Genomic DNA, 13,608 nt, shown 5'->3' on the forward strand with positions numbered 1-13,608 from the left:
AGCCAAGCCGCATGACCACCGGTTTCTACACCAGCGAGCGGACGTTCTGGCACTGTGTCGGCATGCAGGCGCTGTTCCTGCCGATCGGCGGCTGGGTGCAGCCGCCGTCCGGGGTGGCGGGGGCGGACACGCCGGATTCCAAGCGCCGGCTGCTGTCGCTGATCCAGGCGAGCGGGCTGATCGACCAGTTGAAGGTCGGCGGACCGGCACCGATCGGCGACGCCGACCTGCTGCGCGTTCATACCGCCCGCTATATCGAGGAATTCAAGGCGGTCAGCGCCGCGGGCGGCGGCGACATCGGCGATTTCGCGCCGTTCAGCGCCGGCGGGTTCGACATTGCCTGCCTGTCCGCCGGGCTGGCCGTCGCGGCGGTCGACGACGTGCTGTCGGGCCGGGTCGACAATGCCTATGCGCTGTGCCGCCCGGCCGGGCACCATTGCCTTGCCGACCGATCGATGGGCTTCTGCGTCCTCGCCAACATCCCGATCGCGCTGGAGGCCGCGCGGGCGCGGCATGGGGCACTGCGCGCGGCGGTCATCGACTGGGACGTGCACCACGGCAACGGCACCCAGGCGATCTACTACGACCGGGCCGACACGCTGACCATCTCGCTCCACCAGGAGAATTGCTTCCCGCCCGGCTATAGCGGCGCCGACGATCGCGGCAGCGGCGCGGGCAAGGGGTGCAACCTGAACATCCCGCTCGCGGCCGGCGGCGGGGACGACGCCTATCGCTACGCGTTGGAAACGCTGGTCGTGCCCGCCGTCGAGCAGTTCCGGCCCGATTTGATCGTGATCGCCAGCGGCCTCGACGCCGGTGCGGCCGACCCGATGGCGCGGATGCTGGCGCATAGCGAGACGTTCCGCGCGATGACCGAAGCCGTGCTCTCGCTGGCGGCGCGGCTGTGCGGCGGGCGGGTCGCCGTCGTCCATGAGGGCGGCTATTCCGAAGCGCTGGTCCCGTTCCTCGGCCTGGCGATCGTCGAGGCGCTGAGCGGATGCCGAACGACTGTTACCGATCCGACACTCCCCATCTGCATTCCGCAGCAGCCGGGGCCGACGGCGAGCGCATTCCACCGCGCGGTTATCGACGGGATTGCGCGGAACTGGCGGGAATGGAGCGAGAATAAAGGATGATTGCGCGGATCCGGATTGCGGGCAGCGAGCGGCTAATAGTTGAATATTCATGTTGACAGCGGAAGCGATTCTCCGACACACTCTCCCCAACACGGCAAACGTGACAACAAGGGGAGATGGATGATGCGAGCGAGCAAGGCGGCTATCAGCCTGCGTGTCCTGGCGGTGGCGGGGCTTTTCCAGTTTGCGAATCCGGCGCTGGCGCAGAGCGCGACCGCGCCTGCCGCGAGCAGCGGCGAGGGCGACATCGTCGTCACCGCGCAGAAGCGCGAGCAGAGCATCCAGTCGGTCGGTCTCGCGATCAGCGCGATGGGGCAGCAGAGCCTGGCCGAGATGGGGCGGCAGGACATGTCCGCCCTGGCGGCCAAGGTGCCGAGCCTGCAGGTGCTCGCCTACAGCCCGACCCTGACCGTGTTCAACATCCGCGGCGTGTCGCAGAACGACTTCGCGGATTCGCAGGAGGCGCCGATCGCCTTCTACAATGACGAGGTCTACATCAGCGCGCTCGGCGCGATCGCCGGCCAGACCTATGACCTGGAGCGGGTGGAGATGCTGCGCGGCCCGCAGGGCACGCTGTTCGGCCGCAATGCCACCGGCGGCCTGGTCCAGATTGTTTCGGCCAAGCCGACCCGCGAACTGGACGGGTTCGTGACGCTGACCGGCGGCAGCTACGGCCAGTTCGCGACGGAGGGGGCGATCAGCGGGCCGCTGAGCGACCGGCTGCGCGCGCGCCTGTCCTTCACCAGCGACCATCACGGCGGCTATATCGACAATACCGCCGGCAAGGACATCGGCAATTCGAAGTTCTACGCCGGGCGCATCCAGTTGGCCGGCGACGTCGGCGACGGTGGCGAATTCACGCTGAAGCTGCAGGGGCTGCGCAACAATGACGAGCGCAGCGGCGGCCTCTACAGCCACCGCACCGCCATTCCCAATGCCGACGGACTGGGCGAATATGTCGCGCGGACCGACGACCCATACGGCACCTGCACCGGCTGTGACCTGTTCGGCTATGTCCAGCCGGGGGATGACATCTTCAAGGTCGGGTTCAACGGCCCCAATTACTTCAACCGCAGCTACTGGAGCGCGACGCTGCGCTACGTGCAGGATCTGGGCGGCGTCACCCTGACGTCGATCTCCGACTACCAGCACCTGAAGAAGCGTTATGCCGAGGACGCCGACATGTCGCCGGCGCCGATCTTCCAGTACTATACCGCGCAGAACCTGGATCAGTACTCGCAGGAGTTGCGCCTGTCGGGCAGCAACGACCAGGTGAACTGGGTGGTCGGCGGCTATGCGATCAAGATCAAGAGCCGCAACGAGTATAATACCGACCTGTCCAGCATCGGCCTGGGCGAGATTTACGGCGGTACGCTGGACACCGTGTCCTTCGCCGGCTTCGGCCAGATCGAGTATGCGCTGACCGATCAGGTCAGCCTGATCGGCGGCATCCGTTATTCCGCCGACCGCAAGACCTACGACTTCACCCACGCCGAGAACGGGGTGACCGATTTCACCTTCAACCGGGCCAGCGTCGGCAAGCTGGCGCGCCAGCATTTCAAGGATTATTCGGGCAAGGTCGGCGTCAATTTCAAGCCGAGCGAGGATGCGCTGCTCTATCTGAGCGTTAATCGCGGCATCAAGGGCGGCGGTTTCGGCACGCCGGCCTTCCACCCCGGCGACCTGTCGACGATCCCGTTCAAGGAAGAGGTGCTGACCGACTATGAAGGCGGCGTGAAGCTGACGCTTGGCGGCACGTCCCACCTGAACCTGTCCGCCTTCTATTACGACTACAAGGACTATCAGGCGTTCGAGCTGGTCGGCATCTCGCTGGCGATCCGCAACAAGGACGCGACGATCAAGGGGCTTGAGTTCGAGTTCAACACCCGCCCGGTGCCGGGGCTGTTCCTCCAGACCTTCGCGACCCTGCTTGACAGCAAGGTGAAGGGCGTCGTCCTGCCATCCGGCCGGGTCGCCGACACGCGGATGCCGCAGGCGCCGAAGCTAAGCATCGGCGCGCTCGGGCGCTACGAGTTCGATCTCGGCACCGGCAAGCTGGCGCTGCAGACCGACTGGAAATACGACAGCGCGCTCTATTTCTCGACGTTCAACGCGCCGGTCGACCGCCAGCCCGGCCGCGTCGTCGGCAATGTCCGCGCATCCTACGCGTTCAACGACCGGTGGGAGGTCGCGCTGTTCGCCAACAACGTGACCGACAAGGCCTATCGCCTCTACAATCTCGATCTGTCCGGGCCGTTCGGCTTTACCCAGCAATCCTATGCGCGGCCGCGCTGGATTGGCGGGAGCCTGACCTATCGTCTAGGTAGCTAGGGGCAGGGTGACTGTGGCTGTATGGCAGGGAGTGGGAGAATGGTGATGACGGCAGGGCGTATCTTTCCTGTCATCCGGTTGGCGGCGGGCATTGCGGCGCTGTGCAGCGTGGCGCCGGCCGCGGCGCAACAGGCGGCAGCGGGGGCGACCTTGTTCAAGCGCTGTGCGATCTGCCATTCCGTCACGCCGGGCAAGGGCGTGACGCTGGGCCCCAATCTCGCCGGTATCGTCGGGCGCAAGGCGGGCGCGCAGACGGGCTTCACCTATTCCAAGGCGATGGCCGGCGCGCCGTTCAAATGGGATCAGGCGAAGCTCGATGCGTTCCTGGCGCGGCCGCAGGCTGTGGTGCCCGGCAATCGCATGGCCTTTGCCGGCATGTCCAACACGGCGGAGCGGGCGCAGCTTATCGCCTATTTGAAAACATTGGGCAAATGAACGGCCGCCCGGCGGCCACGGGAGGAGCGTGATGAACATCTGGCGCATTGCAGCTTCCGCGGCCCTGGCCGCCGCCATCGTGCCGGCGGCGGCGCTGGCGCAGACCGAAGAGCTGAAAAGCGAGGAGATGTACCAGGTCGAACTGGCCGACCAGATGCGCCCGCATTGGGTGTGGGTGAACGACGTGTCCTTCACCCGCCCGCTCGACGGCCGCGCCTATCTGCTCGACGCCGACAGCGGGCAGTTCCTCGGCATGGTCAGCGGCGGCTATGCGCAGGGGCCGTTGCAGATCACCCGCGACGGCAAGCGCTTCTCGATGGTTTCGACCTATTATTCGCGCGGGACTCGTGGCGAGCGCACTGATGTTGCTACGTTCTATGACATCAAGACGCTGGACCAGACTGGCGAGGTGGTGATCCCGCCCAAGCATTTCATCAGCCTGCCGATCCTGTCGACCGCGCGGCTGAGCGACGACGACCGGTTCCTGCTGGTTTACAATTTCACCCCCGAACAATCGGTGTCGGTCGTCGACGTCGCCGCCGGCAAGCTGATCGGCGAAACCGCGACGCCGGGCTGCGCGCTGGTCTACCCGGTCGCGCCGCGCCGGTTCTTCATGCAGTGCAGCGACAGCGCGCTGCAGGCGGTGTCGATATCCGAGGCCGGTGCGCTTTCGCTCGATGCGACGACGACCAAGCTGTTTTCCGACGACGACCCGGCCAACGAAAAGCCGGTGCGGATCACCCCGGCCGAGTGGCTGTTCATCACCCGCGACAGCGAGGTGCGGATCGTCGACGGGTCCGGCGCGGTGCCGAAGGTCAAGGCGAAGTGGAGCCTGCTCGACAAGGATACCGCCGAATGGCGGATCGGCGGGCTGCAGCCGTCCGCCTATCATGCCCGCTCGGGGCGCCTCTACACGCTGATGCATGTGGGGGATCGCGATACCCACAAGGACCCCGGCACGGAGGTGTGGGTCTATGACGTCGCCGCCGGCAAGCGGGTGCAGCGGATCAAGCTGGACGGGCCGGCAACGGCGCTGGCGGTCAGCGAGGATGCGGAGCCGCTGCTCTACACGGTGATGTTCGGGGTCGACGAGCTGGCGGTCTACGATGCCCGCGACGGGACCAAGCGGCGCGGGATCACCGGCCTCGGCAATTCGCTGAGCGTGATCCAGCCGGCGCCGGTCGCGCCGTGAGCGGGTGATGCTCGACCCCTTCCTTCTGCTCCTCGCGCGGGCGGCGCTGGGCGGGCTGATGCTGGCGGCGGCGCTGCACAAGCTGAGTGAGCCGGCGCGCTTCGCCGACGCGGTCGACGGCTATCGGCTGGTGCCGGCGCCGCTGATCCGGCCGACGGCGTGGGCGATCATGCTGGCCGAACTGGCGGCGGCGCTGGCCGTGCTCTGGCCGGTCGGCGAGGCGTGGCGGGCGGGGCTGGGCGGTGTCGCCGGGCTGATGCTGGCCTATGCCGCTGCGATGGCGATCAACCTGCTGCGCGGGCGCAGCAATGTCGACTGCGGCTGCCTGGGCTTCGGCGCGGCCAAGCGGATTCGCTGGGCGATGGTCGGGCGCGGCGGGGCGCTGGCGGCGGTGTCCGCGCTGGTCGCCCTGGCGCCGGCGGCGGTGCGGCCGCTGCTGTGGATCGACTGGTTCGGCGTGGGCGTCGGCCTGCTGTGCGTGCTGTTGCTCTACATTGCGTTTGACGCGATCATCGGGGCGCCGTTGCGGGAGAAGGCCCGGTGATGACTGCCCTTGTCATTGCGGTATGCGTCCAGTGGGTGCTGATTGCCGTGCTGTGCGTCGGGCTGGTGGTGCTGCTGCGCCAGGTTGGGATGCTGCACGAGCGGCTCGGCCCGGTCGGCGCGCTGACCCTGCCGGGCGGGCCGAAGGCGGGCGATGCCGCGCCGCGGATGGCGCTGCGCGCGATGGATGGCCGGACGGTGACCGTCGGCGGCGCCCATGCCGCCGGCCGGTCGACCCTGCTGTTTTTCCTGTCGCCGACCTGTTCGGTCTGCAAGACGCTGCTCCCGGTGGTGAAAGGCATTGCGCAGGAGGAGCGGAAGGCGCTGGACCTGGTGCTGGCCAGCGACGGCGACGAGCCGTTGCAGCGGCGGATGGTCGCGGATCACGGGCTGGAGGCATTTCCGCTGCTGCTGTCGACCGACCTTGGCCTGGCCTATCAGGTATCGAAGCTGCCCCATGCGGTGCTGATCGCGCCGGACGGCACGGTCGCGGCCAAGGGGCTGGTCAACAACCGTGAGCATCTGGAAAGCCTGTTCGAGGCGCGCCGGCAGGGCGTCGCGTCGCTGCAGCAATATCTCAATCGTGAACGGGCCATCCCCGAGGGGATCGAAACGAGGACGGTAACATGAACAGACTGGACCGGATCACCGAAGCGCTCGCCCGATCGGCGGCGCGGCGCCTGTCGCGGCGCAGTTTCTTCGGGCGGCTGGGCGCGGCGATGACGGTGGCGACGGTGCCGCTGCTCCCGGTCAGCCGCGCCGCCGCCGAGCGTGGGCCGCAACCGCCCCAGCCGCAGGAAAAGGGCGATCCGGCCAATTGCGACTATTGGCGCTATTGCGCGATCGACGGCTTCCTCTGTTCGTGCTGCGGCGGATCGATGTCGTCCTGCCCGCCGGGGACGGAGCCATCGCCGATCACCTGGGTCGGCACCTGCCGCAACCCGGTCGACAACAAGGACTATGTGATCTCGTACAACGATTGCTGCGGCAAGAGCGCGTGCGGCCGCTGCGAGTGCAACCGCAACGAACGCGATACGCCGGTCTATCAGCCCGCCGGATCGAACGACATCAACTGGTGCCTCGGCACGCAGAGCGGCGTCGTCTACAACTGCTCGACCGCCGTCGTGCTCGGCGCCGCCAGCTAGCGCCGATGCGCGGGCGCTCCGCCGTGCCGTGGGTCGCCGCCCCGCTGCTGGCGGTGGCGGGTGCGGTGCTGGTGACCGGCGCGACCGCGCCGCAGGACCGATCGCCGCGAACCAATTACGCGCTGCATTGTCAGGGGTGTCACCTGCCGGATGGAAGCGGCAAGCCCGGCGCGGTGCCTGACATGCGCGGCGAACTGGGGCGGCTGGCCGCCATTCCGGGCGGACGGGAGTTCATCGTCCAGGTGCCGGGTACCGCCAGCGCCAAGCTCGACGACGCCCAGGTAACCGCGCTGCTCAACTGGCTGGTCCCGGCGATGGGGCCGCCGGTGCCGGGCGGGTTCAGGCCGTATAGCGTCGAGGAGGTCGGCCGGCTGCGGCGCCAGCGGCTGAAGCAGGTCGAGCCGCTAAGGTCCGAACTGGGCCGGGCGATCGCCGCGCAGCGGCGGTAGGGCTATTTTTCGACGATCTTGTCGAAGAAGGTCATGCCGACATTGGCGATCAGCGAGCCGCCGTCGACCGCCAGGATGGCGCCGTTGACGAAGGAGGCGGCGGGGCTGAGCAGCCAGGCGATCGCCTCCGCCGCCTCGTCGGCATGGCCGGCACGGCGTTGCGGAACATGTTCGCTGACCTTGGCGTAGGCGCCTTCCAGATCGTCGGCGATGTTCATCGTCGCCATTTCCTCGTCGCCCATTTCGGTGCGGATCCAGCCGGGCGCGACGATATTGGCGCGCAGCCCGTCACGGGCATGTTCGTAGGCGATCGCCTGGGTCATCAGGGTCAGGCCCGCTTTTGATGCGGAATAGGCGGCAAGCCCCGGCCCGGTCTGCACCGCGCCGACCGAGGTGATCGAGACGATCGCGCCCTTGACCGCCAGCAGGTGCGGCAGCGCCGCCTGGGCGAGAACGAATGGCCCGGTCAGATTGATCGCCAACTGCGCGTCCCAGTCCTCCAACCGCATCTCGGCGAACGGGACGGTGATGATGATGCCGGCGTTCAGCACCAATCCGTCGAGCCGGCCGTAATGGGCGACGACATCGGCGATCAGCTTGCGCGCCGCTTCCGGGTTGCCGATGTCGGCGACGAACGGGGTGATGCCGCCGGCCGCCGCTACCGCCTCCAGCGCGGCAAGCCGCCGCCCGCAGATGGCGACGCGGTAATCGCGGGCCAGTCGCCGCGCGGTGGCGGCGCCGATGCCGCTGCCGCCGCCGGTCACCAGGACGACCGGCTTGTCCCGATCGGCGCCATGTTGGCTCATCTTCGCCTCTCCCTGCTTATGAATAGGAACGTATTCGAGTTACGTGGATGTGTCGAGCGCAATTCTGTGGACAGGCTTTCTATCCTTCGATAAAACTCGAATCTATTCGAGATAATAATGGGCGGGAGGGGTATGCGCGCGGGAGATATCGCGCCGCTGATCGGCGGCACCTTCCTGGCCATGTATCCTATGATGGCGACGCCGATCCTGGTCGGCGGGCTGGTCGATTGGGCGGGGCTGTCCGGCGAGCAGGCCGGGTGGATCGGCACGATCTCGATCGGCGCGGTGGCGCTGGCGTCGATGCTGCTGCCGCGCCTGCTGCACCGCCACCCCGGCCGGGCGCTGCCCTTCCTGTTCGCGACGATGCTGGCGCTTGGCTATGCCGGCTATTCGTTCGCCGCCGGTTTCCCGGCCTTCGTGGCGTTGGCGCTGGTCACCGGTATCGGCTCCGGCGGGCTGCTGGCGGCGATGGCGATGCGGATCGCCAAGACCGCGCAGCCCGACCGCGTCTACGGCATCATCTATGCGACCGCGTCGATCGTGTTCGCGGCGCTGCTGTTCGCGCTGCCGCCGCTCGGCGAAGCCTGGGGTATCCCGGCGGAGTTCCGGCTGCTGGCGCTGGTCGCCGTCGCGGTGATGCCGCTGCTCGCGCGGCTGAAGGCCGATGTGGCGCCTGTGGGCGTGGAAGGCGGCGGCGCGACACGGCGACCGTGGGCGATGATCTGGACGGTGGTACTGGTGATGACCATCGCCTTTCCGCTTTACGGCGGTGTCTATGCCTTTTCGGAGCGGCGCGCGGTCGACATCGGCCTTGGCGCGGCGGCGATCGGCGGGGCGCTGGCGGCGGCGACGGTGATGACCGTCGTCGGCGCGCTGCTTGTCGCCTGGGTCGGCACCCGCCCCGGCCGCACGCTGCCGACGATGGCGACGATGGCGGTGGCGACACTGTCCTACGGCCTGGTGCTGGGGGCCGCCACGCCGCCATTGTTCCTGGCCGGGATGCTGGCGTTCGGGCTGATGCAGATGGCGCTCAATTCCTATTTCTTCGGTCTCGCCTCGACGCTTGACCGCGAGGGGCATGTCGCGGCGGCGCTGCAGGGCTATTCCCTGATCCCCTACGCGCTGGGCGCCGGGCTGTTCGGCAGCCTGGCGGGGGACGGGAATATGCGCCTGCTGGCCTGGCCGGCGGTGGCGATCAGCGTCTTCGCGGCGCTGATCCTGCTGCCGATGCTGATCCGGCTCGACCGGCAGGGCGAGGCGGCGGCGTGAGCGGGGAACTCGCCCGCGCGGCGATCGGCTGGCGGCAGATCGCCGGCCTCGGCGTCGCGCTGGTCGTCGCCGGCCAGTTCACCGGCTGGAACTACGGGCTGGCGGCGGGCGGCTGGGCCAACATGGTGGCGGCGACGCTGCTGATGGCGGTGCTGTGCTTCGGCCTGGCGCTGTGCGTCGCCGAGCTGTCCGCCGCCCGGCCGAGCGCCGGCGGACTCTATGTCTATTGCGAGGCGGCGTTCGGCCCGTTCGCCGGCTATGCCGTCGGCTTCGCGGTGTTCGCGGCGCTGTCGATCAGCACCGGCGCGGCGGTGCAGTTCGTTTCCGCTTATTGCGAGCACGCCTTCGGCTTTGGCGGCTGGCCGCTGAAGCTGGCGCTGTTCGCCGCGATCATCGCGCTCCACGCCCGTGGGGTGGGGGAGGCGATGCGCTGGATGGTCGGCGCCGGCGTGCTGGCGGTCGTCGCGATCGGGCTGTTCGACATGACGATGCTGCCCTATTTCGATCCGGCCAAGCTGACCGTCGACGGCCGCCCGCCTGCCGTCGACCTGGCAGGGGTGATCGCCTGCATCCCGTTCGCGATCTGGCTGTTCATCTCGGTCGAGCAGACCGCCGCCGCGTCGGAGGAAGTACGCGACCCGGCCCGTGCGATGCCGCGCGGGATCATCGCCGCGATCGTCATCCTGCTGCTGTCGGCGCTGAGCGTGCTGCTGCTGGCGGCCGGAGGCGGCGGTGTCGCCCAGGTCGGCGCCGCCGACGACCCGATGCTGGCGGCGATGACCAGCCCGCTGGCGCAGGGCGGGCCGGGGCCGATGGTCATGATCGTCGGCGCGGGCGGAATGCTGGGGCTGGTCGCGACATTGTTCTCGCTGATCTACTCCGCATCGCGCCAGTTGTTCGCGCTCGCCCGCGACGGCCACCTGCCGGCGGTGCTGGCGCGGACCAATCGGCGCGGTGCGCCCCATGTCGCGCTGCTGCTGGTCGGCGCGATCGGCGTCGCGATGGCGTCGGTCCGCCCCGAAAGCATCCTGCTCGCCGTCGTGCTGCTGCTCAGTGCCTCCTACGTCGTGCTGCTCGCCGCGTTCATCCGCCTGCGCCGCCGCCAGGGCGATCTGCACCGCCCGTTCCGCGCATGGGGCGGGCAGGTGACCGCCGCGCTTTGCCTGTGCCTGGCGCTGCTGGTCTGCGTCGCCTGCTTCCAGGTGGAGGTGCCGGTGCTGGTTGGGCTGGCACTGCTGCTGGGCGCCGCCGGGCTTTGCTATCTGTGGAGCCGCCGTCACCGGGCGCCGGCTTCTCCCGCCTTTGTTTCGCCGATGGAAAGGTCGTCCGATGTCTGATGATGCTGTGCTGCTGGAGCGGCGCTTTCGGGTTATGGGCCGCAACGCGCCGCTGTTCTACGACCGGCCGGTGCATCTGGTGCGCGGCAGCGGCGTATGGGTGGAGGATGCCGACGGCCGGCGCTATCTGGACGTCTACAACAACGTGCCCCATGTCGGCCATTGCCACCCGCATGTCGTGGAAGCGATCGCCCGGCAGGCGGCGACGCTGAACCTGCACACCCGCTATCTGCACGAAACCGTCGTCGCCTATGCCGAGCGGCTGACCGCGACCTTCGCCGAGCCGCTGGACGCGGCGATCTTCACCTGTTCGGGCACCGAATCCAACGAACTTGCGCTGCGGCTGGCGCGCTATCGCAGCGGCGGGCGCGGCATCATCGTCAGCGATTTCAGCTATCACGGCAATTCGGAGACGCTGGCGGCGGTGACCACCTGCTTCCCGGTGCCGGAGCCATTCCCCGCCTTTGCCCGCAAGGTGCCGGTGCCCGACCCCTATCGCGACCGGCAGGGGCGGGACGACGCGGCGCTGGGCGACCTGTTCGCGGCGAAGATCGCCGAGGCGGTCCGCTCGCTGAAGGCGGAAGGGATCCCGCTCGCCGCGCTGCTGATCGACACGCTATTCGCCAATGAGGGGCTACCGGAGCCGGTGCCCGGCTATGTCGCCAAGGCGGTCGCCATCGTCCGTGAGGCGGGCGGCCAGTTCATCTGCGACGAGGTTCAGGCCGGCTTTGGCCGCACCGGCGACGCGATGTGGGGCCACCAGTTGAGCGGCGTCACGCCGGATATCGTCACGCTCGGCAAGCCGATGGGCAATGGCCACCCAATTGCCGGGGTGATCGCGCCGGCCGAACTGATCGATTCCTTCGGCAAGGCGGCGACCTATTTCAACACCTTCGGCGGCAATCCGGTGTCGGCCGCCGCCGGCATGGCGGTGCTCGACGTGATCGAGGATGAAGGGCTGCTGGAGAACGGCCGCCGGGTTGGCGCCCATGTCCGCGCCGGGCTGGAGCGGCTGAGGACGCGTTATCCGATCATCGGCAACGTCCGGGGCAGGGGGCTGTTCTTCGGCATCGAGATCATCGCCGACGCGGCCGAGAAGACGCCGGATCCGGCGCGGACCAAGCGGCTGGTCAACATGATGCGCGACCGGGGCGTGCTGCTCAGCCGTATCGGGCGGTACGACAATATCCTGAAGATGCGGCCGCCGATGGTGTTCACCACGGACGATGCCGATCTGCTGCTGGCGACGCTCGACGACGCGTTCGCGGCGCTGTGAAAGGCCCGGTGATGCCTGATTTCTACGCATTGCCGGACGCGGAGCAGGCGGCGCTGCTGACCGGCCTCGCCCGCCATGCGCTGGCGCGGTGGGATGGCGCTTTCGACACACCGGAACTGGTCAAATATCGCGAAAATGCCGTGTTCTCCGTCCGCCATGCGGACGGTGGGCGGGTGGCGTTGCGCGTCCACCGCCACGGTTACCATTCCGACGCGGCGCTCCATTCGGAACTGCACTGGATGCAGGCGCTGGGTGCGCGCGGCGTCGCGGTCCCGCCGATCGTGCCGGCGGCGTGCGGCAGCATGTTCGTCACCGTCACTGCGCCCGACATTCCCGAACCGCGCCAGGTCGACATGCTCGGCTGGATGGCGGGGACGCCGGTCGGCTCCGCCGAGGATGGGCTGGTGCTTGATCCGGCGGCGGCGGAGCGGCTGTATTTCGACGCCGGGGCATTGGCTGCGACGGTGCACCGGGAAACCCGGGCGATGCGGTTGCCGGACGGCTTCGTGCGCCATGCCTGGGACGAGGCCGGGCTGATCGGCGCGCAGCCGCTGTGGGGGCGGTTCTGGGACCTGGCGATGCTGACCGAGGCCGACCGAGCGCTGCTGGCCGAGGCGCGGGCGCGGGCGGCACGGGACCTGAGCGCCTTTGGCCGGACGGCGGAGAATTACGGGCTGATCCATGCCGATTTCGTGCCGGAGAATTTGCTCAGCGAGGCAGGGCGGCTGAAGCTGATCGATTTCGACGATTCCGGCTTTGGTTGGCACATGTTCGAGCTGGCGACCGCGCTCTATTTCAACATCGACGAGCCGTTCTACCCTGCGATCGAGCGGGCGCTGTTCGCCGGCTATCGTTCGGTCCGGCCGCTGCCGGCGGCGGAGGAGACGCTGCTGCCGCTGTTCCTGTTCCTGCGCGGCACGACCTATCTGGGGTGGATCCAGACCCGGCCGGAAACCCAGACGGCGCGTGAGCTTGGCCCGATGCTGATCGCGCGGATCCGGCAGGTGGCGCGCGCCTATCTTGCCTCGCCCCCGCCCGCGCCGGCATAGGGCGGGCGCAATGAACGCGGGACGGCCAGCAAACACTCAGGCGCGCGGGCGCAAGCGGCGGGACGCGCTGCTCGGCGCGGCGCGGCAACTGCTGGCCGAGCGCGAGAGTGACCAGATCACCCTGGTCGACGTCGCCGCGCGCGCCGGCATCCCGAAAAGCTCCGCCTATCATTTCTACGCCGACGTGCTGGAACTCTACAACGAACTGGTCACCGTGCTCGACGCGGAACTCCAGCAGGCGATCGTCCGCCCGATCGGCCCGGTCGAGGGGTGGGAGGCGCTGATCGGCGTCGTCTTCGACCGCGCCGCGCTGTTCTTCGCCGAACACCCGGCCGCGCAGCAACTGATGCTCGCCTCGCAGACGCCGCCGGCGGTCAAGCGCTCCAGCCGCCGCGCCGACATCAAGACCAGCGGCCTGATCGAGCAGCATATCGATGCGCAGTTCGTGATGCCCGACATCCCCGACCGCAGCCGCATATTCTTTCACGCGGTCGAGGCGGCGGACCTGATGTTCGGCCTGTCGCTGTTCCAGTACGGCGCGCTGAAACCGGTGATGGTCGAGGAGGCGAAGAAAATGTCCTGCGCCTATCTCGGCCTATACATCCCGCGTTTCCTGCCGCGGCGGTAGAGCGGCGCGCGG

At 68.4% G+C, this 13,608-nt stretch carries 14 protein-coding genes; 13 read left to right on the forward strand and 1 reads right to left on the reverse strand.

The genetic code is table 11. The annotated features are described in order from the left end of the window. Window positions 1-11 precede the first annotated feature (11 nt). The 8 genes from E4A53_RS08575 to E4A53_RS08610 all read left to right on the forward strand — a co-directional run bounded on the left by E4A53_RS08575 (window position 12) and on the right by E4A53_RS08610 (window position 7,231). Window positions 12-1,136, forward strand: coding sequence for a class II histone deacetylase (locus E4A53_RS08575; RefSeq protein WP_136162678.1), 1,125 nt, complete (start codon window positions 12-14; stop codon window positions 1,134-1,136). Window positions 1,137-1,256: 120 nt separating this feature from the next. After that, entirely contained in the window at window positions 1,257-3,467 is a 2,211-nt protein-coding gene (locus E4A53_RS08580; RefSeq protein WP_136162679.1) for a TonB-dependent receptor, read from the forward strand. A gap of 45 nt (window positions 3,468-3,512) precedes the next feature. Then, window positions 3,513-3,902, forward strand: coding sequence for a c-type cytochrome (locus E4A53_RS08585; protein ID WP_136162680.1), 390 nt, complete (start codon window positions 3,513-3,515; stop codon window positions 3,900-3,902). 31 nt (window positions 3,903-3,933) lie between these two features. Further along, window positions 3,934-5,094, forward strand: a complete 1,161-nt coding sequence (locus E4A53_RS08590; protein WP_136162681.1) for an amine dehydrogenase large subunit — start codon at window positions 3,934-3,936, stop codon at window positions 5,092-5,094. 7 nt (window positions 5,095-5,101) lie between these two features. Further along, entirely contained in the window at window positions 5,102-5,638 is a 537-nt protein-coding gene (locus E4A53_RS08595; RefSeq protein WP_136162682.1) for a MauE/DoxX family redox-associated membrane protein, read from the forward strand. Beyond that, the gene (gene mauD, locus E4A53_RS08600) at window positions 5,638-6,267 is read left to right on the forward strand and encodes a methylamine dehydrogenase accessory protein MauD (protein WP_136162683.1); all 630 of its coding nucleotides are present in this window, start codon (window positions 5,638-5,640) and stop codon (window positions 6,265-6,267) included. Before E4A53_RS08595 ends, mauD begins: the two co-directional genes overlap by 1 nt. Next, entirely contained in the window at window positions 6,264-6,782 is a 519-nt protein-coding gene (locus E4A53_RS08605; protein ID WP_136162684.1) for a methylamine dehydrogenase light chain, read from the forward strand. Before mauD ends, E4A53_RS08605 begins: the two co-directional genes overlap by 4 nt. Window positions 6,783-6,787: 5 nt before the next feature. After that, a complete protein-coding gene (locus E4A53_RS08610; protein ID WP_136162685.1) occupies window positions 6,788-7,231 on the forward strand; it encodes a c-type cytochrome in 444 nt (147 codons plus the stop codon). Between the two features lie 2 nt (window positions 7,232-7,233). On the opposite strand, the gene E4A53_RS08615 is transcribed toward E4A53_RS08610, so the two are convergent. Then, on the reverse strand, window positions 7,234-8,037 hold the full coding sequence (locus tag E4A53_RS08615; RefSeq protein ID WP_136162686.1) for an SDR family NAD(P)-dependent oxidoreductase: 804 nt from the start codon (window positions 8,035-8,037) through the stop codon (window positions 7,234-7,236). 132 nt (window positions 8,038-8,169) lie between these two features. Between E4A53_RS08615 and E4A53_RS08620 the strand changes: the two genes are divergently transcribed. The 5 genes from E4A53_RS08620 to E4A53_RS08640 are packed head-to-tail and all read left to right on the forward strand — an operon-like array spanning window position 8,170 to window position 13,596. Continuing rightward, window positions 8,170-9,306 carry an MFS transporter gene (locus tag E4A53_RS08620; protein WP_136162687.1) on the forward strand — a complete coding sequence of 379 codons (1,137 nt, stop codon included), beginning with the start codon at window positions 8,170-8,172 and terminating at the stop codon, window positions 9,304-9,306. Then, window positions 9,303-10,643: an amino acid permease gene (locus E4A53_RS08625; RefSeq protein ID WP_136162688.1), complete on the forward strand. Its 1,341-nt coding sequence runs from the start codon at window positions 9,303-9,305 to the stop codon at window positions 10,641-10,643. The genes E4A53_RS08620 and E4A53_RS08625 overlap by 4 nt, the downstream gene beginning before the upstream one ends. Further along, on the forward strand, window positions 10,636-11,919 hold the full coding sequence (locus E4A53_RS08630) for an aspartate aminotransferase family protein (protein ID WP_136162689.1): 1,284 nt from the start codon (window positions 10,636-10,638) through the stop codon (window positions 11,917-11,919). The genes E4A53_RS08625 and E4A53_RS08630 overlap by 8 nt, the downstream gene beginning before the upstream one ends. A gap of 11 nt (window positions 11,920-11,930) precedes the next feature. After that, window positions 11,931-12,968, forward strand: a complete 1,038-nt coding sequence (locus E4A53_RS08635) for a phosphotransferase enzyme family protein (RefSeq protein WP_136162690.1) — start codon at window positions 11,931-11,933, stop codon at window positions 12,966-12,968. Between the two features lie 10 nt (window positions 12,969-12,978). Then, window positions 12,979-13,596: a TetR/AcrR family transcriptional regulator gene (locus E4A53_RS08640; protein WP_136162691.1), complete on the forward strand. Its 618-nt coding sequence runs from the start codon at window positions 12,979-12,981 to the stop codon at window positions 13,594-13,596. Window positions 13,597-13,608: the final 12 nt, after the last annotated feature.

The organism is Sphingomonas flavalba, from assembly GCF_004796535.1.
GTDB lineage: Bacteria > Pseudomonadota > Alphaproteobacteria > Sphingomonadales > Sphingomonadaceae > Sphingomonas_L > Sphingomonas_L flavalba.

Excerpts from the sequence above, each read along its gene's own strand:
- E4A53_RS08575 (WP_136162678.1), top strand. The coding sequence starts at position 12 with ATGACCACCGGTTTCTACACCAGCGAGCGGACGTTCTGGCACTGTGTC.
- E4A53_RS08580 (WP_136162679.1), top strand. The coding sequence starts at position 1,257 with ATGATGCGAGCGAGCAAGGCGGCTATCAGCCTGCGTGTCCTGGCGGTG.
- E4A53_RS08585 (WP_136162680.1), top strand. The coding sequence starts at position 3,513 with ATGACGGCAGGGCGTATCTTTCCTGTCATCCGGTTGGCGGCGGGCATT.
- E4A53_RS08590 (WP_136162681.1), top strand. The coding sequence starts at position 3,934 with ATGAACATCTGGCGCATTGCAGCTTCCGCGGCCCTGGCCGCCGCCATC.
- E4A53_RS08595 (WP_136162682.1), top strand. The coding sequence starts at position 5,102 with ATGCTCGACCCCTTCCTTCTGCTCCTCGCGCGGGCGGCGCTGGGCGGG.
- mauD (WP_136162683.1), top strand. The coding sequence starts at position 5,638 with ATGACTGCCCTTGTCATTGCGGTATGCGTCCAGTGGGTGCTGATTGCC.
- E4A53_RS08605 (WP_136162684.1), top strand. The coding sequence starts at position 6,264 with ATGAACAGACTGGACCGGATCACCGAAGCGCTCGCCCGATCGGCGGCG.
- E4A53_RS08610 (WP_136162685.1), top strand. The coding sequence starts at position 6,788 with ATGCGCGGGCGCTCCGCCGTGCCGTGGGTCGCCGCCCCGCTGCTGGCG.
- E4A53_RS08615 (WP_136162686.1), bottom strand. The coding sequence starts at position 8,037 with ATGAGCCAACATGGCGCCGATCGGGACAAGCCGGTCGTCCTGGTGACC.
- E4A53_RS08620 (WP_136162687.1), top strand. The coding sequence starts at position 8,170 with ATGCGCGCGGGAGATATCGCGCCGCTGATCGGCGGCACCTTCCTGGCC.
- E4A53_RS08630 (WP_136162689.1), top strand. The coding sequence starts at position 10,636 with ATGTCTGATGATGCTGTGCTGCTGGAGCGGCGCTTTCGGGTTATGGGC.
- E4A53_RS08635 (WP_136162690.1), top strand. The coding sequence starts at position 11,931 with ATGCCTGATTTCTACGCATTGCCGGACGCGGAGCAGGCGGCGCTGCTG.
- E4A53_RS08640 (WP_136162691.1), top strand. The coding sequence starts at position 12,979 with ATGAACGCGGGACGGCCAGCAAACACTCAGGCGCGCGGGCGCAAGCGG.